This is a genomic window from Variovorax sp. 01T439_2 (assembly GCF_056398445.1).
Window position 1 is genome coordinate 1 of sequence record NZ_JBFTPJ010000002.1, and the last position, 23,078, is coordinate 23,078.

Annotated in this window: 18 protein-coding genes and 1 pseudogene; 17 read left to right on the top strand and 2 right to left on the bottom strand. The window is 67.0% G+C overall.

Translation table 11 applies throughout. The features are described from left to right. On the bottom strand, positions 1-197 hold a 197-nt coding region (gene lptM, locus AC1DOC_RS00125), incomplete at its 3' end, for an LPS translocon maturation chaperone LptM (RefSeq protein WP_478129272.1). A gap of 12 nt (positions 198-209) precedes the next feature. Here lptM and cyaY point away from each other — a divergent pair. After that, complete coding sequence (gene cyaY, locus AC1DOC_RS00130) at positions 210-542, top strand: iron donor protein CyaY (protein ID WP_012746287.1); 333 nt, start codon at positions 210-212, stop codon at positions 540-542. Positions 543-561: 19 nt separating this feature from the next. Here cyaY and AC1DOC_RS00135 read toward each other — a convergent pair whose 3' ends face one another. Continuing rightward, entirely contained in the window at positions 562-2,970 is a 2,409-nt protein-coding gene (locus tag AC1DOC_RS00135; RefSeq protein WP_026284348.1) for a penicillin-binding protein 1A, read from the bottom strand. A gap of 238 nt (positions 2,971-3,208) precedes the next feature. Between AC1DOC_RS00135 and AC1DOC_RS00140 the strand changes: the two genes are divergently transcribed. The 16 genes and pseudogenes from AC1DOC_RS00140 (at position 3,209) to mlaE (ending at position 23,040) form a co-directional block, all read left to right on the top strand. Further along, a complete protein-coding gene (locus tag AC1DOC_RS00140) occupies positions 3,209-4,288 on the top strand; it encodes a pilus assembly protein PilM (RefSeq protein WP_012746289.1) in 1,080 nt (359 codons plus the stop codon). Continuing rightward, the gene (locus AC1DOC_RS00145) at positions 4,285-4,905 is read left to right on the top strand and encodes a PilN domain-containing protein (protein ID WP_012746290.1); all 621 of its coding nucleotides are present in this window, start codon (positions 4,285-4,287) and stop codon (positions 4,903-4,905) included. The genes AC1DOC_RS00140 and AC1DOC_RS00145 overlap by 4 nt, the downstream gene beginning before the upstream one ends. A gap of 7 nt (positions 4,906-4,912) precedes the next feature. Next, positions 4,913-5,597, top strand: a pseudogene (locus AC1DOC_RS00150) (type IV pilus inner membrane component PilO). Further along, positions 5,594-6,136, top strand: a complete 543-nt coding sequence (locus AC1DOC_RS00155) for a pilus assembly protein PilP (RefSeq protein WP_012746292.1) — start codon at positions 5,594-5,596, stop codon at positions 6,134-6,136. Before AC1DOC_RS00150 ends, AC1DOC_RS00155 begins: the two are co-directional and overlap by 4 nt. Beyond that, positions 6,133-8,277, top strand: coding sequence for a type IV pilus secretin PilQ (locus AC1DOC_RS00160; protein WP_012746293.1), 2,145 nt, complete (start codon positions 6,133-6,135; stop codon positions 8,275-8,277). Before AC1DOC_RS00155 ends, AC1DOC_RS00160 begins: the two co-directional genes overlap by 4 nt. A 23-nt stretch (positions 8,278-8,300) precedes the next feature. Further along, a complete protein-coding gene (locus AC1DOC_RS00165) occupies positions 8,301-8,849 on the top strand; it encodes a shikimate kinase (protein WP_012746294.1) in 549 nt (182 codons plus the stop codon). A 32-nt stretch (positions 8,850-8,881) separates the two neighbouring features. Continuing rightward, entirely contained in the window at positions 8,882-9,994 is a 1,113-nt protein-coding gene (aroB, locus tag AC1DOC_RS00170) for a 3-dehydroquinate synthase (RefSeq protein WP_478129273.1), read from the top strand. Between the two features lie 22 nt (positions 9,995-10,016). Further along, a complete protein-coding gene (locus AC1DOC_RS00175; protein WP_012746296.1) occupies positions 10,017-11,147 on the top strand; it encodes a deoxyguanosinetriphosphate triphosphohydrolase in 1,131 nt (376 codons plus the stop codon). Positions 11,148-11,209: 62 nt separating this feature from the next. Continuing rightward, positions 11,210-12,472, top strand: a complete 1,263-nt coding sequence (locus AC1DOC_RS00180; protein ID WP_012746297.1) for an MFS transporter — start codon at positions 11,210-11,212, stop codon at positions 12,470-12,472. Beyond that, positions 12,469-13,044: a DUF1415 domain-containing protein gene (locus AC1DOC_RS00185; protein WP_012746298.1), complete on the top strand. Its 576-nt coding sequence runs from the start codon at positions 12,469-12,471 to the stop codon at positions 13,042-13,044. The genes AC1DOC_RS00180 and AC1DOC_RS00185 overlap by 4 nt, the downstream gene beginning before the upstream one ends. Then, a complete protein-coding gene (locus AC1DOC_RS00190; RefSeq protein WP_012746299.1) occupies positions 13,041-13,925 on the top strand; it encodes a class I SAM-dependent methyltransferase in 885 nt (294 codons plus the stop codon). The genes AC1DOC_RS00185 and AC1DOC_RS00190 overlap by 4 nt, the downstream gene beginning before the upstream one ends. 39 nt (positions 13,926-13,964) lie before the next feature. Next, the gene (locus AC1DOC_RS00195; RefSeq protein ID WP_012746300.1) at positions 13,965-14,660 is read left to right on the top strand and encodes a transposase; all 696 of its coding nucleotides are present in this window, start codon (positions 13,965-13,967) and stop codon (positions 14,658-14,660) included. 183 nt (positions 14,661-14,843) lie between these two features. Continuing rightward, positions 14,844-19,598, top strand: a complete 4,755-nt coding sequence (locus AC1DOC_RS00200) for a glutamate synthase-related protein (protein ID WP_012746301.1) — start codon at positions 14,844-14,846, stop codon at positions 19,596-19,598. Between the two features lie 172 nt (positions 19,599-19,770). Further along, a complete protein-coding gene (locus AC1DOC_RS00205; RefSeq protein WP_478129274.1) occupies positions 19,771-21,249 on the top strand; it encodes a glutamate synthase subunit beta in 1,479 nt (492 codons plus the stop codon). 65 nt (positions 21,250-21,314) lie between these two features. Next, positions 21,315-22,175, top strand: coding sequence for an ABC transporter ATP-binding protein (locus AC1DOC_RS00210; protein ID WP_012746303.1), 861 nt, complete (start codon positions 21,315-21,317; stop codon positions 22,173-22,175). Between the two features lie 82 nt (positions 22,176-22,257). Further along, positions 22,258-23,040, top strand: a complete 783-nt coding sequence (gene mlaE / locus AC1DOC_RS00215) for a lipid asymmetry maintenance ABC transporter permease subunit MlaE (RefSeq protein ID WP_018906525.1) — start codon at positions 22,258-22,260, stop codon at positions 23,038-23,040. Positions 23,041-23,078 lie beyond the last annotated feature (38 nt).

The following is a 23,078-nucleotide window of genomic DNA, read 5'->3' on the forward strand; positions in this document are numbered from 1 at the left end:
GTATCGGAGGCGGGGCGCGGGCCGCCGGGGGTCAGCAGCTGCGGCAGGGTGGCGCGCTGCGCCGCCGCCGGATCGGTCGGCAGGAACAGCGGTCCGCGCTGGCCGCAAGCAGACAAAGCCGCCGCCGCCGCGGCAAGACTGACCATGAGCACAGCGCGGGCGGGGGCGCTCACTAGAATTTGACGAACATTCAACATAACGAAATTGTAATGACCGACTCCGAATACATGGACCGCGCCGAAGCCGCGCTCGCCGCCATCGAGCAGGGCTGCGACCGCATCAACGACGCAACCGACGCCGACATCGACAACCAGCGCGTGGGCGGCATGATCACGATTTCATTCAAGAACGGCAGCCAGCTGATCGTGAACCTGCAGAAACCCCTGCAGGAGATCTGGCTTGCCGCGCGCTCTGGCGGCTATCACTACCGCTACGACGGCAAGGCCTGGGTCGACACCAAGACGGGCGAGGAATTCTTCGGAAATCTTTCGCGTGAGGCGAGCCTTCAGGCCGGGCAGCCGCTGGAGTTTGCGGCCGCCTGAGCCGTCAGCGGCGTCTTCTTCAGTTCCTGAAAAGGTCGAGGATGCGGTTGCGCTCCTCGGGAGGCGGGGGCGGGCTCACCGGAACGCCGCTCAGGGACTCGGCCGGCGGCGATGAAGCGGTGTCCACGCCGAGGCTGGGCACGCCGCGGCCCGGCGCGTAGTCGTCGTAGTACCACTCGCCGCCCACGCTCACGACGCCGGACGGCGGCGTGGCGGAAAGATCGGTCACGGGCACGCCCTTGATCGCCGTTTCCATGTAGTTGATCCAGATCGGCAGGCTCAGGCCGCCGCCGGTTTCGCGGTCGCCCAGGTTGCGCGGCGTGTCGTAGCCGATCCAGGAGATGGCGGTCATCGTGGGCTGGAAGCCGGCGAACCAGGCGTCGAGCGAATCGTTGGTGGTGCCGGTCTTGCCGTAGAGGTCGGGCCGCTTGAGCATGGCCTGGGCCTTGGCCGCGGTGCCGGCGCGCGCCACCGATTGCAGCAGCGTGTCCATGATGAACGCGTTGCGCTGGGGAATGGCGCGGATCGTCTCGTTGAGCAGCGGCGGCTGCTTGTCGACCAGCACCTTGTCCTTGTGGTCGGTGATGCGGGTCACCAGGTAGGGATTGACGCGGTAGCCGCCATTGGCGAACACCGAGTAGGCGGTGGCCATCTGCATCGGCGTGACCGCGCCGGCGCCCAGCGCCATCGGCAGGTAGGCCGGGTGCTTGTCCTTGTCGAAGCCGAAATTGGTGATCCATTCCTGGGCGTAGCGCGTGCCGATCGATTGCAGGATGCGGATCGAGACCAGGTTCTTCGACTTCATGAGCGCGGTGCGCATCGACATCGGGCCGTCGTAGCCCCCGCCGTAGTTCTTGGGCTCCCAGGGCTGGCCGCCGGTGGTGCCGGCATCGAAGAACAGGGGTCCGTCATTGATGACCGTGGCCGGCGTGAAGCCCTTCTCGAGCGCGGCCGAGTAGATGAAGGGCTTGAAGCTCGAGCCCGGCTGGCGCCAGGCCTGCGTGACGTGGTTGAACTTGTTCTTGCCGAAGTCGAAGCCGCCCACCAGCGCCTTGATGGCGCCGTCGCGCGGGTCCATGGCGACGAAGGCGCCTTCCACTTCGGGCAGCTGGGTGATTTCCCAGGTGTTCTTGGGCGTCTTCACCACGCGGATCACCGCGCCGCGCCGGATCTTGATGTTGGGCGGCGCCTTGTCGGCAAGGCCGGACTGCGCGGGCTTGAGGCCCTCGCCCGTGATCTGCACCGGGTCGCCGTTGCCGCGCACGGCCGAGATTTCCTTGGCGTTGGCCTTGAGCACCACGGCCGCCATCACGTCGCCGTTGTCGGGATGGTCGGTCAGCGCGTCGTCGACCGCATCGTCGAGCTCCTTCGGGTCGTTGGGCAGCTCGACGAATTTCTCGGGGCCGCGGTAGATCTGGCGCCGCTCGTAGTCCATGATGCCCTTGCGCAGGGCCTTGTATGCCGCAGCCTGGTCGGCGGCGACCAACGAGGTGTAGACCTTGAGTCCGCGCGTGTAGGTGCTGTCGCCGTACTGCGCATACATCAGCTGGCGCACGGTTTCGGCCACGTATTCGGCGTGCAGGCGGTTCGGGTCGGCCGCATCGCGCAGGTGCAGTTCCTCTTTCTTGGCTTCGGCGGCCTGCTCGGCGGTGATGAAGCCCGCGTCCTGCATGCGGTCGATCACATAGAACTGGCGGCCGCGCGCGCGCTGCGGATTGTTGACAGGGTTGTTCGCGCCCGGCGCCTTGGGCAGGCCCGCCAGCATGGCCGCCTGCGCAATGGAGAGCTCCTGCAGCGGCTTGCCGAAATACGCTTCCGACGCGGCCGCGAAGCCGTAGGCGCGGTTGCCCAGGTAGATCTGGTTCAGGTAGATCTCGAAGATCTGGTCCTTGGTGAGCAGGTGCTCCAGCTTGAAGGTGAGCAGCACCTCGTAGATCTTGCGGGTCAGCGTTTTCTCGGAGCTCAGGTAGACGTTGCGCGCCACCTGCATGGTGATGGTCGAGGCGCCCTGGCTCTTCACGCGGTTCATGTTGGCCAGGCCGGCGCGCACCATGCCCTTGTAGTCGACGCCGCCGTGGTCGTAGAAGCGGGTGTCTTCGGCAGCCAACACCGCCTCCTTCACGAGCTTGGGGATTGCCGCGATCGGGGTTAGATTGCGCCGCTCCTCGCCGAATTCGCCAATCAGGATGCCCTCCGCGGAAAAGACCCGCAGCGGCAGTTTCGGCCGGTAGTCCGACAGCTCGGAGATGTCGGGAAGGTTGGGGTAGGCCACAGCCAGGGCGACGGCGATCACGCACAGCAGCGCCAGAACACCGGCCGCGGCGATGCCGAACCCCCAGACCATGAAGCGCAGCAGCCATTTCAGCCAGGCTGGTCGTGTGGAAGGAGGGGTCTTGGCTGGCCCTTTGGGGCGTGAAGTTTCTTGCATGTGGGCCCGGGGAGTCACCGCACATTATAAAAAGCCGCCCCCTTGCCACGGGCCGAACTTGTGTGCATCGTTGCGGGCTAAACCAAAAGTTACTAAATGTGGCTTCAGCGTCAGCTTTTGACAACGGTCCGCCATTTTGCCGGCGCGGGTTGTTTGGCCGCCGCTACGTCTGCTGCTAGCATGCAACCGAACGCAAATTTTTCCATTGGTTACAAATGCAGGGGTAAAGGGACCTAACTTGGCTGCTTTCGGATCATTGTTTCGCCGTCAGAACGCCCCCATGCTCGGCCTGGATGTCAGCTCTTCCAGCGTGAAGCTGGTCGAGCTCGGCCGTGAAGCCAGTGGCAAGCTGGTTCTCGAGCGCTGCGCGATCGAACCCCTGGAACGGGGCTGGATCACCGACGGCAACGTCGAGAAGTTCGACGAAGTGGCCGAAGCCGTCCGCCGGGTCGTGCGCAAGAGCGGCACCCGCACGCGCAACGTCGCGCTGGCGCTGCCTCCCTCGGCGGTCATCACCAAGAAGATCATTCTTCCGGGCGGCATGAGCGAGCAGGAGCTCGAAATCCAGGTCGAGTCCGAAGCCAACCAGTACATCCCGTTCTCGCTCGACGAGGTCAGCCTCGATTTCTGCGTGACCGGGCAGAGCACCGCCTCTGCCGGCGACGTCGAGGTGCTGATTGCCGCGTCCCGCAAGGAAAAGGTGCAGGACCGCGAAGGCCTGGCCGAAGCGGCCGGGCTGAAGGCGGTGATCCTCGACGTCGAGTCCTACGCTTCCCGACTCGCGACCGCCCGCCTGATCGAGCAATTGCCCGGCAAGGGCCTCGATGCCGTGGTGGCGCTTTTCGAAGTGGGTGCCTTCACCACCAGCATGCAGGTGCTGCGCAACCAGGAAGTGCTGTATGACCGCGACCAGGCCTTCGGCGGCGCGCAGCTGACCCAGCTGATCGTGCGCCAGTACGGTTTCTCGGCCGAAGAGGCCGAAGCCAAGAAGCGCAGCGGCGACCTGCCCGACGACTACGGCTCGGGCGTCCTGAAGCCCTTCGTGGAAAGCATCGCGCAGGAGATTGCCCGTGCGCTGCAGTTCTTCTTCACCAGCACGCCCCACAACCGGGTGGACTACGTGCTGCTTGCCGGCGGCTCGGCCTCGCTGCCCAGCCTGACCAGCGCCGTGACGCGCCAGACCTCGTTCGCCTGTTCGCTCGTGAACCCGTTCGACGGCATGGAACTGGGCCCGAACATCCGCGAGAAGAAGGTCCGGCGCGAAGCGCCTTCCTACCTGACCTCTTGCGGCCTGGCCATGCGGAGGTTCGTGCAGTGATCCTCATCAACCTGCTTCCGCACCGCGAAGCCGCACGCAAGCGGCGCCGCGAAGCGTTCTACGGCACCCTGGGTGCGGCCGCCGTGCTGGGCGTGCTGATCGCCGGCCTGGGCTATCTCTGGTTCGAGGCGCAGATCTCGGCCCAGCAGGCCAAGAACAATTTCCTCAAGACCGAGATCACCAAGCTCGAAGTCGAAATCAAGGAAATCTCGACCCTGCAGGAAGAAATTGCCGCGCTGCGCGCGCGCCAGCAGGCGGTCGAAGACCTCCAGGGCGATCGCAACCTGCCGGTGCACCTGCTCAACGAACTGGTTCGCCAGCTGCCAGACGGCGTCTACCTGACCAGCATGAAGCAGGACAACCAGACCGTCACGCTGCAGGGCATGGCGCAGTCGAACGAGCGCGTCTCGGAGCTGCTGCGCAACCTGGGCAACAACAGCCCGTGGCTGGTCAAGCCCGAGCTGGTCGAAATCACTTCCGCAACGGTGAGCCTGAGTCAGCGCGACCAGCGCCGCGTGGCGAACTTCACCATGCGCATCGGCCTCAAGCGGCCGACCGACGCGCAGAAGGCCGCGGCCGACAAGGCCCTGGCCGCAGCGGCGCCAGCCAAGGGGTAGACGGATCATGGCAAGCAATCGCCCCTCTCAAAAACTGGACGTCGGCGCGGCGCTGCGCGGCTTCGGCGACCAGTTCCGCAACCTGAACCCGAACGACCCGTCCGCATGGCCGGCGGTGCCCCGCTACGCCCTGTGCCTGGCGGTCACGGCCCTGGTGCTGGCCGGCCTGTGGTTCGTGTGGCTGACCAACTCCAACGACGAGCTCGAGAGCGAGCGCGCCAAGGAAGTCACGCTGCGCGCCGACTACCAGAAGAAGGTGGCGCTGGCCGCCAATCTCGACCTGCTGAAGAAGCAGCGCGAGCAGGTGCAGCAATACGTGACRCTGCTCGAGAAGCAGCTGCCCAGCAAGGCGGAAATGGACGCATTGCTGTCCGACATCAACCAGGCCGGGCTCGGGCGCAGCCTGCAGTTCGAACTGTTCCGCCCGGGACAGGTTTCGGTGAAGGACTACTACGCGGAGCTGCCGATCGCCGTGCGCGTGACCGGCCGCTACCACGACATCGGCTCCTTCGCCGCCGACGTCGCGAGCCTCTCGCGCATCGTGACGCTGAACAATCTCACGATCACCCCGCAGCAAAAAGACAAGGACGGCACCCATCACGATGGATGCCACGGCACGCACCTACCGCTATCTCGATGACGAAGAGCGCGCGGCCCAGAAACGCGCCGCGGCGCCGAAGGCGAAGAAATGAGGACCACCGCCAACCTCCTGTGGCTGGTCGCGGCCGCCCTGGGCCTGAGCGCCTGCGCCGATTCGGAGCAGGAAGACCTGCGCCGCTGGATGGTCGAGCAGCGCGCCCAGGTCAAGCCCACGGTGCCGCCGATCACGGAACCCAAGAAATTCACCCCCCAGGCCTACACCGAGGGCGCGGCATTCGAGCCGTTCAACCTGCTGAAGCTGACCCAGGCGCTGCGCCGGGAATCGAACCAGCCCAGCACGTCGGAGCTGATCGCACCCGAGCTGGTGCGCCGCAAGGAAGCGCTCGAAGCCTTCCCGCTCGACTCCATGGCCATGGTGGGCAGCATGAACCGCAACGGCCAGCCGGTGGCGCTGGTTCGTGTCGACAAGCTGCTCTACAAGGTGCGGGTCGGCGAATACCTGGGCCTCAACTACGGGCGCATTACCCGTATCAACGAAACCGAAATCGCCCTGCGTGAAATCGTGCAGGACGCCGCCGGTGAATGGATCGAACGCGTGGCGACATTGCAGCTGCAAGAGAGTGCGAAATGAATCATAAAAAATCAACGATGGCACAGCGGCTGCGAGCTGCGGGGCTGGGTCTGCTGGCACTTGGCGCTTTCGCTTTGGCCCATGCGCAAAACGCCATCGAGGCGGTGACCAGTTCGACGCAGTCCGGCGCGGAAGTGATCCGCATCGACCTTGCCCAGCCGCTCGCGGCCTTGCCGACCGGCTTTGTCGTGCAGACGCCGGCGCGCATCGCGCTCGATTTTCCGGGCGTCACCAACGCCATCGGCCGCTCTGCCATTGAGGTGAACCAGGGCAACCTGCGTTCCGTCAATGTGGTCCAGGCCGGCGAGCGCAGCCGGGTGGTGCTGAACCTCAAGCAGGCAACCGCATACAAGACCGAGATCCAGGGCAAGTCGCTGCTGGTGATTCTCGAACCCGCGGCCGGCGCCGCGCTGGCGTCGTCCACGCCCACCGTCTTTGCCGAGAACCGCAACCGCGACACGCTGCCGCTGCGCGACGTCGACTTCCGCCTGGGTGCGGACAACACCGGCCGCGTGATCGTCGACCTGCCGAACAACCAGGTGGGCGTCGATGTCAAGCAGCAGGGCAAGAGCCTCGTGGTGGAGTTCACCAAGTCGACGCTGCCCGAGGGCTTGCGCCGCCGCCTCGACGTGGCCGACTTCAACACGCCGGTCCAGCTGATCACCTCGCAACAGTCGGGCGACCGCGTGCGCATGACGATCGAGGCCAAGGGCGACTGGGAGCACAGCGCCTACCAGAGCGAGAACCAGTTCGTGGTGGAGGTCCGCGCCCGCAAGGTGGACCCGGCCAAGCTGACGCAGGGCGTGGGCTACAACGGCGAGAAGCTGTCGCTGAACTTCCAGAACATCGAGATCCGCTCGCTGCTGCAGGTGATTGCCGACTTCACCAACTTCAACATCGTGACCTCCGACTCGGTCACCGGCGCGCTGACGCTGCGGCTGAAGGACGTGCCCTGGGACCAGGCCCTGGACATCATCATGCAGGCCAAGAACCTGGGCATGCGCAAGAACGGCAGCGTGCTGTGGATCGCGCCCAAGGACGAGATCAACGCCAAGGAAAAGCTCGAATTCGAAGCCAAGGCCGCAATCGAGAACCTGGAGCCGCTGCGCACCCAGTCGTTCCAGCTCAACTACACCAAGGCCATTGCCATTGCGCAGGGCCTGACCGGCACCGGCGCCTCGGCCGGCGGCGGTGGCGGCTCCGGCACCACCACGCGCATCCTGAGCCCGCGCGGCAGCGTGATCGCGGAGTCGCGCACCAACCAGCTGTTCGTGTCGGACATTCCCTCGCGCCTGGCGCAAGTGGCCGACCTGATCCAGAAGCTCGACATCCCGGTTCGGCAGGTGCTGATCGAAGCGCGCATCGTGGAAGCCTCCGACACCTTCGGCAAGTCGCTGGGCGTGCGGCTGGGCGGCGGTATCTCCCGCGAACGCGTCGCGTCGGCCAACGGCAATCCGGCATACGGCACCTTCGGCGTCATGCCTGTCACCACCGCCGCCGGCGGCGTGGGCGGCGCAACAGCCACCTGGACCAACTCCAACTTCATCAACCTGCCCGCAGGCGATGCCGGCGGCACCGGCAATGCGCCCGGCACCTTCGCGATCTCGCTGTTCAACTCGAGCTTGTCGCGCATGCTGAACCTCGAGATCTCGGCGCTCGAGGCCGACGGCAAGGGCAAGCTGGTGTCCAGCCCGCGCGTCATCACGGCCGACCAGACCAAGGCGCTGATCGAGCAGGGCGAGGAAATTCCCTACCAGCAGGCCACGTCCAGCGGCGCCACCTCCATCTCGTTCCGCAAGGCGGTGCTGAAGCTCGAGGTCACGCCGCAGATCACACCCGAAGGCAACATCATCCTCACGCTCGACGTGAGCAAGGATGCCCGCGGCGTCAACACCTCGGCCGGCCCGGCCATCAACACCAAGCATGTGCAGACCGAGGTGCTGGTCGAGAACGGCGGCACGGTCGTCATCGGTGGTATCTTCGAACTCACCGAAACCAATGACGAATCGCGCGTGCCGGTGCTGGGTGAAGTGCCCTACCTGGGTGCACTGTTCCGCAAGCGCGAACGCGTTGCCAACAAGACCGAAATGCTCGTCTTTATCACTCCGAAGATGATTACCGACCGCAACGCCGCGCGCTGACGCGCGGGCGTAGCAGCCACCGCGTGGCGATCGCACTCGTCGGGTTGCCCGGCGCCGGAAAGTCCGCAGTGGGCCGGCGCCTGGGCGCACGCCTGGACCTTCCCTTCGTCGACACCGACCACGTGATCGAGCAGCGCATCGGCTGCTCGATCCGCGATTACTTCGAGCGGGAGGGCGAAATCGCCTTCCGCGACCTCGAGCAGGCCGCCATTGCGGACCTGGCCGCCCAGCCCCACGGCGTGCTGGCCACGGGCGGCGGCGCCGTGCTGCGGGAAGCCAACCGCCAGCAGTTGCGGGACCACTTCCATGTGATCTACCTGCGCTCCTCGCCCGAAGACCTGTTCCGGCGCCTGCGCCACGACGTCAAGCGGCCCCTGCTGCAGGTGGCCGATCCGCTGGGCCGGCTGCGCGAACTGCACGATGCGCGCGATCCGCTCTACCGCGAGACAGCCCACGAGGTGGTCGACACCGGGCGCCCCTCGATCGCCATGCTGGTCAACATCATCGTGATGCAGCTGGAGCTTGCCGGCATCGTGGCCGCGGGCACGCCGCCCGAAGAGCCCTCCGACTGAAGCGCCGGCGCGCAGCGCCTAAACTCGCTGCCATGCCATTGCCCGCACCTTCCGCACCGCCAGAACGCGTCGACATCCAGCTCGGCGAACGCAGCTACCCGATCCTGATCGGCACCGGCCTGCTGGACGACCCCCAGAGCTTCGCCGCCGTGCCCGCGGCCGCCAGCGCGCTGGTCGTCAGCAACACCACCGTGGCGCCGCTCTACGCCAAGGCCCTGCGCCAGGCGCTGGCCGGGCGCTTTCGCACGGTCCACCTGCTCGAGCTGCCCGACGGCGAGGTGCACAAGAACCTTGAGACCCTGAACCTGATCTTCGATGCGCTGCTCGGCCACGGCAGCGACCGCAAGACCGTGCTGTTTGCGCTGGGCGGCGGCGTGGTGGGCGACATGACCGGCTTTGCCGCCGCGAGCTACATGCGCGGCGTGCCCTTTGTGCAGGTGCCGACCACGCTGCTGGCGCAGGTCGATTCGTCGGTCGGCGGCAAGACCGCCATCAACCATCCGCTCGGCAAGAMCATGATCGGCGCCTTCTACCAGCCGCAGCTCGTGGTGTGCGACCTGGCTACGCTGCAGACGCTGCCGCCGCGCGAACTCAGCGCGGGCCTGGCCGAGGTCATCAAGTACGGCCCGATCCACGACATGGCCTTCTTCGACTGGATCGAGGCGAATGTCGACGCGCTGGTGGCACGCGAGCCGGCCGCGCTGGCCCATGCGGTCAAGCGCAGCTGCGAGATCAAGGCGCTGGTCGTCGGCCAGGACGAGCGCGAGACCGGCCTGCGGGCCATCCTCAATTTCGGCCACACCTTCGGCCATGCGATCGAGTCGGGCCTGGGCTACGGCGAGTGGCTGCATGGCGAAGCGGTCGGCTGCGGCATGGTGATGGCGGCGCACCTGTCGCAGCGGCTCGGCGGCGTCGATGCAGCGTTCGTCGAACGGCTCACGCGGCTGATCGAGCGCGCCGGCCTGCCGACCACCGGCCCCGCGCTGGGCGCGGACCGGTACCTCGAACTGATGCGGGTCGACAAGAAATCCGAGGCGGGTGAAATCCGTTTCGTGGTGATCGACAAGCCGGGCTCCGCCGCCGTCAGCAGCGCGCCCGATGCGCTGGTGCGCGAAGTGCTCGCGCGCTGCTGCCAGGCCGAATGAGCGCGGCGCCGAGGGTGCACCGATGAGCCTCGCGGCCTATGCCTGCCACCCCGCGCGCTCGCGCGGAAGGCGCCATGCCGAGCCGCCGGCGCCCACGCGCGACGCCTTCCAGCGCGACCGCGACCGCATCGTGCATTCCACCGCGTTCCGGCGGCTGGTCTACAAGACGCAGGTCTTCCTGAACCACGAAGGCGACCTGTTCCGGACCCGGCTCACGCATTCGCTCGAAGTCGCGCAGCTGGGCCGCTCCATCGCGCGGGCCCTGCGCATCAACGAAGACCTGGTCGAAGCGATTGCCCTTGCGCACGACCTCGGCCACACGCCGTTCGGCCATGCGGGCCAGGACGCGCTCAACGCCTGCATGGAAGGCCACGGCGGCTTCGAGCACAACCTGCAGAGCCTGCGCGTGGTCGATGCGCTTGAGCACCGCTATCCGCAGTACGACGGCCTGAATCTCAGCTTCGAGACCCGCGAAGGCATCCTCAAGCACTGCTCGCGCGCCAATGCCGAGCGCCTGGAGGCGGGTGAACCCCACGGCGTGGCGCGCCGCTTCCTCGACCGCACGCAGCCGGGCCTCGAGGCGCAGCTTTGCAACCTGGCCGACGCCATCGCCTACAACGCGCACGACATCGACGACGGCGTGCGCTCCGGCCTCATCAACGTCGAGCAGCTCGGCGAGGTGGAGCTGTTCGAGCGCTACCGCCGCGAAGCGCTGGCCGAATACCCGCAGCTGGAAGGGCGGCGCGTGCTCTACGAAACCATCCGGCGCATGCTGAGCGCGCAGGTCTACGACGTGATCGACGCCACGCGTGCGGCACTCGAAACAGCGAAGCCGGCCGATGCCGATGGTGTGCGCAAGGCGCCGCCGCTCGTTGCGTTCAGCGAAACCATGCAGGCGCAATCGAACGAGCTCAAGGCCTTCCTGTTCCGCAACCTCTATCGCCATCTGCAAGTGAGGCAGACCACCGACCAGGCACAGCAGGTGGTGCGGGAACTGTTCGAGGCCTATCTGGCGCGCGGCGCCGAGATGCCTGTTTCCTACGCAGACCGGCGCGACCGGCATCGCGCCGTCGCCGACTACATCGCCGGCATGACCGACCGCTTCGCCATGCGCGAGCATGAACGGCTGACCGGCCGGCGGGGGATTGCATGAGCGCAGCGCCGGGCCGCCCCAAGCAAGCGCGCACCGCAGCCCGTCAGGGCGAAGGTGGTCCCATGAGTCCTGCAGCCGTTGCTTCCGCGCGCGTGCCTGCCGCCGCCTTTGCGGTGGTGCTGGGCGGCGTCAGCGCCGCACTGCACCTGGGCAAGCTGCCGCCCGCTGTGCCGGCGCTGCAGGCGTCGCTCGGCATCGACCTGGTCGAGGCCGGATTCCTGCTGTCGCTGGTGCAGGTGGCGAGCATGAGCCTGGGGCTGATCGCGGGGCTCGCGGCCGACACCATCGGCCTGCGCCGCAGCATGCTGACGGGCCTCCTGGTGCTGACCGTGGCGAGCCTGCTGGGCGGCGCGGTCGGCGCGGGCTTGCTGGGCGGTGCCTTTGCGGTGCAATGGCTGCTCGGCCTGCGCGCGCTCGAAGGCATCGGCTTTTTGCTGGCGGTCATGCCGGGGCCCGGGCTGATCCGCGCCCTGACGCCGTCGGGCGCTGACAAGGCGGCGCTCGGCGTATGGGGCGCCTACATGCCGCTGGGCGTTGCGCTTGCGCTGCTCTTCGGGCCGGCGCTGATCGCCTGGGGCGGATGGGCCGACTGGTGGTGGACGCTGTCGGCCGTGTCGGCGGCCGCGGCGCTCTGGCTGTGGCTGGCGGTGCCCGCGGATGCGCTGCGCACGGGTGCGGCGCGCGGCATGGCCGGCGGCTGGCCGTCGCGGCTGCGCGCCACGGTCGGCGCACGCGCACCCTGGATGATCGCGCTGACCTTCGCCGTGTATTCGGCCCAGTGGATGGCGGTGATCGGCTTTCTTCCGGCCATCTATGCCGGCGCCGGCGTGCCGGCCGGCTGGGGCGCGGTGCTCACGGCGGTGGCGGCCGCGATGAACATCGTCGGCAACGTCGCGGGCGGCCGTTGGCTCCAGCGCGGCGTCGCGCCCGAGCGCCTGCTGCAGGCGGGTTTCCTGGCGATGGCGTTGGGTGGCCTTGCCGCCTTCGCGCAGCTGGGGCAGGGCGAAGGCGCGCTCGGCCTGCCGCCGGTGCTTCGCTATGCCGCGGTCTGCGTCTTTTCACTGGGCGGCGGCATGGTGCCGGCGACGCTGTTCCTGCTCGGGGTCCGGCTGGCGCCCGGTCCGTCCACGGTTTCCACCACCGTCGGACTCATGCAGCAGGCGTCCTCGCTGGGGCAGTTCCTGGCGCCGCCGGCGGTGGCCTGGGTGGCCCTGCGGGCCGGCGGCTGGCACTGGACGTGGACCGCCACGCTCGCATGCTCGCTCGCGGGCATGGCCCTGGCGCGGCGCCTCGGCAAAATTCGCCCTGCGGCGGAGATGGCATGACCAGCCCGGCGACAATCGATGCCATCCAGGCCGAAGCCGACATGCGGCGCTGGCTCGAACGCGCGGTGATCGGGCTCAACCTGTGCCCGTTCGCGAAGGCGGTGCACGTCAAGGCGCAGATCCGCTATGCCGTGTACCTGCCCACCGATGAAGCCGCGCTGATCGACATGCTCCTGGCCGAGGCCGATGAACTCGCCGCGCTCGATGCCTCCGTGCGCGACACCACCTTGCTGATAGCACCCAACACCTTGGCCGATTTCCTGGATTTCAACGACTTCACGGCACGCGCCGAACGCCGGCTCGTGCGTGCGGGCTTCGACGGCGTGTTCCAGCTCGCGAGCTTCCATCCGCGCTTCCAGTTCGCGGGCACCGACGCCGACGACTTGGGCAACGCCACCAATCGCGCGCCGTACCCCACGCTGCACCTGCTGCGCGAGGACAGCGTGAGCCGCGCGGTCGAGGCCTTTCCCGAAGCCGAAGCCATCTTCGAGCGCAACATCGAGACGCTCGAAGCGCTGGGGCCGGACGGCTGGGCCGCGCTGGACGTGGGCCCGGGGAGCGCCCGGCCATGAGCGCGCCGGCAGCAACCAAGGCCGTGAAGACGGCCAAGACCGCCAAGGCCGAAGCCGAGCTGGCGGAGGTCCTGCGGCCGGGCCAGTCGATCGAGCTTCTGAAGGAGCTGCACATCCTCACGCGCGAAGGCCGGCTCAACCAGGATTCGCGGCGCAAACTCAAGCAGGTCTACCACCTGTTCCAGTTCATCGAGCAGCTGCTGCGCGAACTGCCGGGCGGCGGCGCGGAAGCCACGCTGGCCGACCATGGCGCGGGCAAGTCGTACCTGGGCTTCATCATCTACGACCTGTTCTTCCGCTCGCGCGAAGGCGGCCATGTCTACGGCATCGAGACGCGCAGCGAGCTGGTCGAAAGATCGCGCGCATTGGCGCGCCAGCTCGGCTTCGACCGCATGTCCTTCCTGAACCTCACCGTGGCCGAGTCGGCCCAGGCGAGCGAACTGCCCGAGCGCATCGACGTGGTCACCGCGCTGCACGCCTGCGACACCGCCACCGACGACGCGATCGCCTTCGGGCTCGCAAAGAAGGCGCGCTGCATGGTGCTGGTGCCCTGCTGCCAGGCCGAGGTGGCGGCCTGCCTGCGCGAAACCAAGGCGCTGGCCTTGTCGCGCACGCCATTGGCCGAGCTCTGGCGCCATCCGCTGCACACCCGCGAAATCGGCAGCCAGCTCACCAACGTGCTGCGCTGCCTGTACCTCGAGGCCAATGGCTACAGCGTCACGGTCACCGAACTGGTGGGCTGGGAGCACAGCATGAAGAACGAGCTGATCCTGGCGCGCCACACCGGCCAGCGCAAGGCCGGTGCGGCGGCGCGGCTCGGCGAGCTGCTGTCGCAGTTCGGGCTCGACACGCTGGGCGAGACGCGGTTTCGCCTGCCCTGAAACTTCCGCCGAAGCGCACAGCGCCGCGCTCGTCACGCCATGGCCCGTCTGCCTCGCCTCACGCTTCCCGGCCTGCCGCACCACGTGATCCAGCGCGGCAACAACCGCCAGGCCATCTTCATCGACCGCGCCGACCACGAGCGGCTGCTCGGCCTGATGGCGGACGCGGCCCCGCGCTTCGGCGTGGCGCTGCATGCCTACGTGCTGATGGACAACCACTTCCATCTGCTGGCCACGCCCGACACGACCACCGGGCTGCCGCAGTTCATGCAGGCGGTGGGGCGCAGCTACGTGCGCTATTTCAACGACCGCCACGGCCGCAGCGGCACCCTGTGGGAAGGGCGCTACAGGTCGACGCTGATCCAGACCGACCGCTATTTGCTGACCTGCATGGCGTACATCGACCTGAATCCCGTGCGGGCCGGCATGGTGTCGGACGCGCGCGACTTTCCATGGTCCAGCCACGGGCACTACGCGGGCCTGCGGCACGACAGGCTGCTGACGCCGCATCCCCTGTATTGGGAGCTGGGCAACACGCCCTTCGCCCGCGAGGCGGCGTACGTCGAACTGGTGCGCGGCGGCGTGCGCGCAGCCGACCAGGGCACGCTGACCGAGGCCACCTTGCGGGGTTGGGCGGCCGGCGATGCCGATTTTTTGGCGTCGCTTCAGAAAGCGACCGAACGCCGCGTCGCCAAAGCCAAGGCCGGGCGCCCGCCGGCGGCTTCCGATTCCTGAGCCAAAGCTTCCCGCGGCGGGACTCCAAGCGGAGTTTTTGCTCTCTTCGTTGATGTGTCCCCAATTTTATTCTGACCATAAGAGTCGGGATTTAATTGGAATCTGACCCCATTTAAAGTGTTTGGCATTCTTTGTGCATCGCAATATCCTTCTCTTCCCTGCGAAAAACTGAAGGAGTGCGCCATGACGACGGCTGCCGAGATCGAACATCTCCAACAACACGGTCTGTATTCCGGTGCCGACGAGCACGATGCCTGCGGCGTCGGCTTCGTCGCGCACATCAAGGGCGAAAAGAGCCATGCCATCGTGCTGCAGGGCCTGAAGATCCTCGAGAACCTCGACCATCGCGGCGCAGTGGGCGCTGACAAGCTGATGGGCGATGGCGCCGGCATCCTGATCCAGCTGCCCGACCGCCTCTACCGCGAAGAAATGGCCAAGCAGGGCGTGGCGCTGCCCCCGCCGGGCGAATACGGTGTCGGCATGATCTTCCTGCCCAAGGAACATGCCTCGCGCGAAGCCTGCGAGCAGGAAATGGAACGCGCCATCAAGGCCGAAGGCCAGGTGCTGCTGGGCTGGCGCGACGTGCCGGTGAACCGCGACATGCCGATGTCGCCCACCGTGCGCGCCAAGGAACCGCTGCTGCGCCAGGTGTTCATCGGCCGCGGCAACGACGTGATCGTGCAGGACGCGCTGGAACGCAAGCTCTACGTGATCCGCAAGACCGCCAGCGCCAACATCCAGCGCCTGAAGCTCAAGCACAGCAAGGAATACTACGTTCCCAGCATGTCGAGCCGCACCGTGGTCTACAAGGGCCTGCTGCTCGCCGACCAGGTCGGCACCTACTACCTAGACCTGCAGGACAAGCGCTGCGTCTCGGCCCTGGGCCTGGTGCACCAGCGCTTCTCGACCAACACCTTCCCCGAGTGGCCGCTGGCCCACCCGTACCGCTACGTCGCCCACAACGGCGAAATCAACACGGTCAAGGGCAACTACAACTGGATGAAGGCGCGCGAAGGCGTCATGTCCTCGCCCGTGCTGGGCGCCGACCTGCAGAAGCTCTACCCCATCAGCTTTGCCGGCCAGTCCGACACCGCCACCTTCGACAACTGCCTCGAGCTCTTGACGATGGCCGGCTACCCCATCAGCCAGGCCGTGATGATGATGATTCCCGAGCCCTGGGAGCAGCACGCCACCATGGACCCGCGCCGCCGCGCGTTCTACGAATACCACGCCGCGATGCTGGAGCCGTGGGACGGCCCGGCCTCCATCGTGTTCACCGACGGCCGCCAGATCGGCGCCACGCTCGACCGCAACGGCCTGCGGCCTTCCCGCTACTGCGTGACCGACGACGACCTGGTCATCATGGCCTCCGAATCGGGCGTGCTGCCCGTGCCCGAGCAGAAAATCGTGCGCAAGTGGCGCCTGCAGCCCGGCAAGATGTTCCTGATCGACCTGGAGCAGGGCCGCATGATCGACGACGAGGAGGTCAAGGCCACCCTCGCCAACAGCAAGCCCTACAAGCAGTGGATCGAGAACCTGCGCATCAAGCTGGACAGCGTCGAGGCCGAGCCGGTGCCCGCGCCGCTCTCGCAGGTCGCGCTGCTCGACCGCCAGCAGGCCTTTGGCTACACCCAGGAGGACATCAAGTTCCTGATGAGCCCGATGGCGCAGGCCGGCGAAGAAGGCATCGGCTCCATGGGCAACGACAGCCCGCTGGCCGTGCTCTCCAGCAAGAACAAGCCGCTGTACAACTACTTCAAGCAGCTGTTCGCGCAAGTGACCAATCCGCCGATCGACCCGATCCGCGAAGCGATCGTGATGTCGCTGGTGTCCTTCATCGGCCCCAAGCCCAACCTGCTGGACATCAACCAGGTCAACCCGCCGATGCGGCTCGAGGTGAGCCAGCCGATCCTCGACTTCGCCGACATGGCCAAGCTGCGCGACATCGGCACCTACACGCAGGGCAAGTTCAAGAGCTACGTGCTCGACATCACCTACCCGCTCGCCTGGGGCTACGAGGGCGTCGAAGCCAAGCTCGCATCGCTGTGCGCCGAAGCGGTGGACGCCATCAAAGGCGGCCACAACATCCTGATCGTGAGCGACCGCGGCGTGAGCCCGACGCAGGTGGCGATCCCCGCCGTGCTGGCGCTGTCGGCCGTGCACCAGTACCTGGTGCGCGAGGGCTTGCGCACCACGGCCGGCCTGGTGGTGGAAACCGGCTCGGCGCGTGAAGTGCATCACTTCGGCGTGCTGGCGGGCTACGGCGCCGAAGCCGTGCACCCCTACCTCGCCATGGAAACGCTGGCCGCGATGCACGCCGACCTGCCGGGCGACATGAGCGCGGAAAAAGCGGTCTACAACTACGTCAAGGCGATCGGCAAGGGCCTGTCCAAGATCATGTCGAAGATGGGTGTCAGCACCTACATGAGCTACTGCGGCGCGCAGCTGTTCGAAGCCATCGGCCTGAACACCGAGACGGTCAACAAATACTTCACCGGCACCGCCAGCCGCGTCGAGGGCATCGGCGTGTTCGAGATTGCCGAGGAAGCCATCCGCATGCACAAGGCCGCGTTCGGCGACGACCCGGTGCTCTCCAACATGCTCGACGCCGGCGGCGAATACGCCTGGCGCACGCGCGGCGAAGAGCACATGTGGACGCCCGACGCCATCGCCAAGCTGCAGCACAGCACGCGCGCCAACAACTGGAACACCTACAAGGAATACGCGCAGCTCATCAACGACCAGAACCGCCGCCATCTCACGCTGCGCGGCCTGTTCGAGTTCAAGCTGGATCCGGCCAAGGCCATTCCGGTGGACGAGGTCGAACCTGCCAGCGAGATCGTCAAGCGCTTTGCCACGGGCGCAATGTCGCTCGGCTCGATCAGCACCGAGGCGCACTCCACGCTCGCCATTGCCATGAACCGCATCGGCGGCAAGAGCAACACGGGCGAGGGCGGCGAAGACCCGGCGCGCTACCGCAACGAGCTCAAGGGCATCCCGATCAAGCAGGGCGACACGCTCAAGAGCGTGATCGGCGCGGCCAACGTCGAGGTCGACCTGCCCCTGAAGGACGGCGACTCGCTGCGTTCGCGCATCAAGCAGGTGGCGTCGGGGCGCTTCGGCGTCACGGCCGAGTACCTGCATTCGGCCGACCAGATCCAGATCAAGATGGCGCAGGGCGCCAAGCCGGGCGAGGGCGGCCAGCTGCCGGGCGGCAAGGTCACCGAGTACATCGGCAAGCAGCGCTACGCGGTGCCGGGCGTGGGCCTGATCTCGCCGCCGCCGCACCACGACATCTATTCGATCGAAGACCTCGCGCAGCTGATCCACGACCTGAAGAACGCCGCGCCGCACGCGAGCATCAGCGTCAAGCTGGTGAGCGAGATCGGCGTGGGCACCATCGCGGCCGGCGTGGCCAAGTGCAAGAGCGACCACGTGGTGATCGCGGGCCATGACGGCGGCACGGGCGCGTCGCCCTGGTCGTCGATCAAGCACGCGGGCAGCCCGTGGGAAATCGGCCTCGCAGAAACCCAGCAGACGCTGGTGCTCAACCGCCTGCGCAGCCGCATCCGCGTRCAGGCCGACGGCCAGATGAAGACCGGCCGCGACGTCGCCATCGGCGCGCTGCTGGGTGCCGACGAGTTCGGCTTTGCCACGGCCCCGCTGGTGGTCGAGGGCTGCATCATGATGCGCAAGTGCCACCTGAACACCTGCCCGGTGGGCGTGGCCACGCAAGACCCGATCCTGCGCAAGAAGTTCTCGGGCAAGCCCGAGCACGTCGTCAACTACTTCTTCTTCGTGGCCGAGGAAGTGCGCCAGATCATGGCCCAGCTGGGCATCCGCAAGTTCGACGACCTGATCGGCCGCGCCGACCTGCTCGACATGCGCAAGGGCATCGAGCACTGGAAGGCTTCGGGCCTGGACTTCAGCCGCCTGTTCGCGCTGCCGATTGTGCCGGCCGAGGTGCCGCGCTTCCACGTCGAGAACCAGGACCACGGCCTGGAGCGTGCGCTCGACGTCAAGCTCATCGAGAAGTCGCGCCCGGCCATCGAGCGCGGCGAGAAGGTGCAGTTCATCGAGGTGGCGCGCAACGTCAACCGCTCGGTGGGCGCCATGCTGTCGGGCGCGCTGACCAAGGTGCATCCGCAGGGCCTGCCCGACGACTCGATCCGCATCCAGCTCGAAGGCACGGGCGGCCAGTCGTTCGGCGCGTTCCTCGCGCGCGGCATCACGCTCTACCTGATCGGCGATGCCAACGACTACACCGGCAAGGGCTTGTCGGGCGGCCGCGTGGTGGTGCGCCCGAGCCTCGACTTCCGCGGCGAAGCCGTGCGCAACACCATCGTGGGCAACACCGCGCTCTACGGCGCGACCACCGGCGAAGCCTACCTCTGCGGCGTGGCCGGCGAGCGTTTTGCCGTGCGCCTCTCGGGTGCCACGGCGGTGGTCGAAGGCACGGGCGACCATGGCTGCGAATACATGACGGGCGGTACGGTCGCGGTGCTCGGCAAGACGGGCCGCAACTTTGCGGCCGGCATGAGCGGTGGCGTGGCCTTCGTCTACGACGAGGACGGCCAGTTCGCCACGCGCTGCAATCTCTCGATGGTGTCGCTCGACAAGGTGCTGACCTCGGCCGAGCAGACGGCGAGCATGCACCGCAAGGTCTGGCACGGCGGCGAGACCGACGAGGCCCAGCTCAAGAAGCTGCTCGAAGAGCACCACCGCTGGACCGGCAGCAAGCGCGCCCGCGAACTGCTCGACAACTGGGCCGTGTCGCGCACCAAGTTCGTCAAGGTGTTCCCGAACGAGTACAAGCGTGCGCTGGCCGAGCTGCACGACCGCAAGGTCGAGCTCACGAGCAGCGGCAACAACGCGCACATGGGCCTGGAGCCGCATGCACTGGCCGCTGCGCCGCATTCGGCTCCGGCCGCAGTTTGAAGATCAACCGAAAACAGAATGAGCCCCTGCACGGCATGCAGTACGTGAAACTGTCACAGCCCCTTCGGGGAACACCGCGGAACCGGCTTCGCCGGGCCGCAGGTGTTGCCCCCTTGAGGGGGGAGGCGGCTACACGCAGTGAGCAAGCAACGGGGGTGTAAAAGGAATCACGATGGGAAAGATCACCGGCTTCATGGAGCATGAGCGCATCGAAGAGGGCTACAAGCCTGCCTCCGAGCGCGTCAAGCACTACAAGGAATTCGTCGTCGGCCTGGATGCCGAGCAAGCCAAGGTCCAGGGCGCGCGCTGCATGGACTGCGGCAYSCCGTTCTGCAACAGCGGCTGCCCGGTCAACAACATCATTCCGGACTTCAACGACCTCGTGTACCGCAACGACTGGCAGAACGCCTTCGCGGTGCTCGACTCGACCAACAACTTCCCGGAATTCACCGGCCGCATCTGCCCCGCGCCCTGCGAGGCGGCCTGCGTGCTCAACGTGAACGACGACCCGGTCGGCATCAAGTCGCTGGAGCACGCGATCATCGACCGCGCCTGGGACGAAGGCTGGGTGGCGCCGCGCGTCGCCAAGCACAAGACCGGCAAGAAGGTGGCTGTGGTGGGTTCGGGCCCGGCCGGCATGGCGGCGGCGCAGCAGCTCGCGCGCGCCGGCCACGACGTGACGCTGTTCGAGAAGAACGACCGCATTGGCGGCCTGCTGCGCTACGGCATCCCCGACTTCAAGATGGAGAAGACCCACATCGACCGCCGCGTCGAGCAGATGAAGGCCGAGGGCGTGAGCTTCCGCACCGGCGTGATGGTCGGCGCCGCGAAGGACCCGCTGGGCAAGGGCTCCAAGGTCACCAACCTGGCCAAGGAAACCGTCACGCCCGAGCAGCTGCAGAAAGACTTCGACGCCGTGGTGCTCACGGGCGGCGCCGAGCAGTCGCGCGACCTGCCGGTGCCGGGCCGCGACCTCGACGGCATTCATTTTGCGATGGAGTTCCTGCCGCAGCAGAACCGCGTCAACGCGGGCGACAAGGTCAAGGGCCAGTTGCGCGCGGATGGCAAGCACGTGATCGTGATCGGCGGCGGCGACACCGGCTCCGACTGCGTGGGCACCAGCAACCGCCATGGCGCGGCCAGCGTCACGCAGTTCGAACTGATGCCGCAGCCACCCGAGGAAGAAAACCGCCCGCTGACCTGGCCCTACTGGCCGATCAAGCTGCGCACCAGCTCCAGCCATGAAGAGGGCTGCGAGCGCGAGTTCGCCATCTCCACCAAGGAATTCATCGGCGAAAAAGGCAAGGTCACGGGCCTGAAGACCGTGCGCGTCGAGTGGAAAGACGGCCGCATGCAGGAAGTGGCCGGCAGCGAGCAGATCCTCAAGGCCGACCTCGTGCTGCTGGCGATGGGCTTCATCAGCCCCGTGGCCACCGTGCTGGACGCCTTCGGCGTCGAGAAGGACGCACGCGGCAACGCCAAGGCGACGGTCGATTTCATCGGCGGCTATGCCACCAACGTGCCGAAGGTGTTTGCGGCGGGCGACATCCGCCGCGGCCAGTCGCTGGTGGTCTGGGCCATTCGCGAGGGCCGCCAGGCCGCGCGCTCGGTGGATGAATTCCTGATGGGATTCAGCGACCTGCCGCGCTGATTTTTGTTTCAGTTTTGCGGGGCCGGCCGCGGCCCCGCTATCATTCGCGGAAACCGCATGCCGGGATGCCTGAGAAGGTGCCCGGCTTTTTTATTGAGATGGAATCAGCCGCACCCCTGCCACACCCCTTTGTAGAGTTCCGCGACGTTGCGTTCGGCTATGGTGCGCGCGCGATCCTCGGCGGTGTGTCGTTTGCCGTGCCGCGCGGCAAGGTGACGGCGCTGATGGGCGCCTCGGGCGGCGGCAAGACCACCGTGCTGCGGCTCATCGGCGGCCAGCAGCGGGCGCAGCGCGGCGAGGTGCTTTTCGACGGCCAGGACGTCGGCAAGCTCGATGCCGCCGGGCTGTACAAGGCGCGGCGCCGCATGGGCATGCTGTTCCAGTTCGGTGCGCTGTTCACCGACATGAGCGTGTTCGACAACGTCGCGTTTCCGCTGCGCGAGCACACGCAGCTCTCGGAAGCGCTGGTGCGCGACATCGTGCTCATGAAGCTCGACGCGGTCGGCCTGCGCGGTGCGCGCGACCTGATGCCCAGCGAAGTGTCCGGCGGCATGGCGCGGCGCGTGGCTCTTGCGCGCGCCATTGCGCTCGACCCCGACCTCGTGATGTACGACGAACCCTTTGCCGGCCTCGACCCGATTTCCCTCGGCACGGCCGCGCGGCTGATCCGCCAGCTCAACGACACGCTGGGGCTGACCAGCATCGTCGTGTCGCATGACCTCGAGGAAACCTTCCGCATTGCCGACCACGTGATCATCCTGGCCAACGGCGGCATCGCCGCGCAAGGCACGCCTGAAGAAGTGCGGGGGAGCGCCGATCCCCTGGTGCACCAGTTCGTCAATGCACTGCCCGACGGGCCGGTGCATTTTCACTATCCCGTGGCCGGCATCGAGGAAGATTTCGGCAATGAAGGGGGACGGGCATGAGCGCAGCGCTGGGCCGCCCCGAGCAAGCGAAGGCCCCCTCGGGGGGCAGCGAGGACACGAAGTGCCGAGCGAGGGGGCAGGCATGAGCTGGTGGAAGCCCGCCGACATCGGCTTTGCGGTTCGCAGCAAGCTGGCCGACCTGGGCTACGGCGCCAAGCTGTTCCTGCGCCTGCTGGTGCAGGGGGCACGAAGCTTGCAGCGCTTCGGCCTGGTGCGCGACCAGATCCATTTTCTCGGCAACTATTCGCTGGCCATCATTGCGGTGTCGGGGCTTTTCGTCGGCTTCGTGCTGGGCCTGCAGATGTACTACGCGCTGCAGCGCTACGGTTCTTCCGAGGCGCTCGGCCTGCTGGTGGCGCTGAGCCTGGTGCGCGAGCTCGGGCCGGTGGTGGCGGCCCTGCTGTTCACGGGGCGCGCCGGTACTTCGCTCACCGCGGAGATCGGCCTCATGAAGGCCGGCGAGCAGCTCAGCGCCATGGAGATGATGGCGGTCGACCCGGTGCAGCGCATTCTTGCGCCGCGCTTCTGGGCCGGCGTGATCACGATGCCGCTGCTGGCGGCCGTGTTCAGCGCGGTCGGCATCATGGGCGGCTATGTGGTGGGCGTGCTGATGCTGGGTGTGGACCCGGGCGCGTTCTGGGGCCAGATGCAGGGCGGCGTCGACGTCTGGCGCGACGTGGGCAACGGCGTGATCAAGAGCATCGTGTTCGGCTTCACCGTGACCTTCATCGCACTGCTGCAGGGCTACGAGGCCCAGCCCACGCCCGAAGGCGTGTCGCGCGCGACCACGCGCACCGTGGTGATGGCGTCGCTTTCGGTGCTCGGGCTCGACTTCCTGCTCACCGCCATGATGTTCAGTATTTGAAGGAGCCCCGGCTCCAATCGTTCTAGAGAGTGCAAACC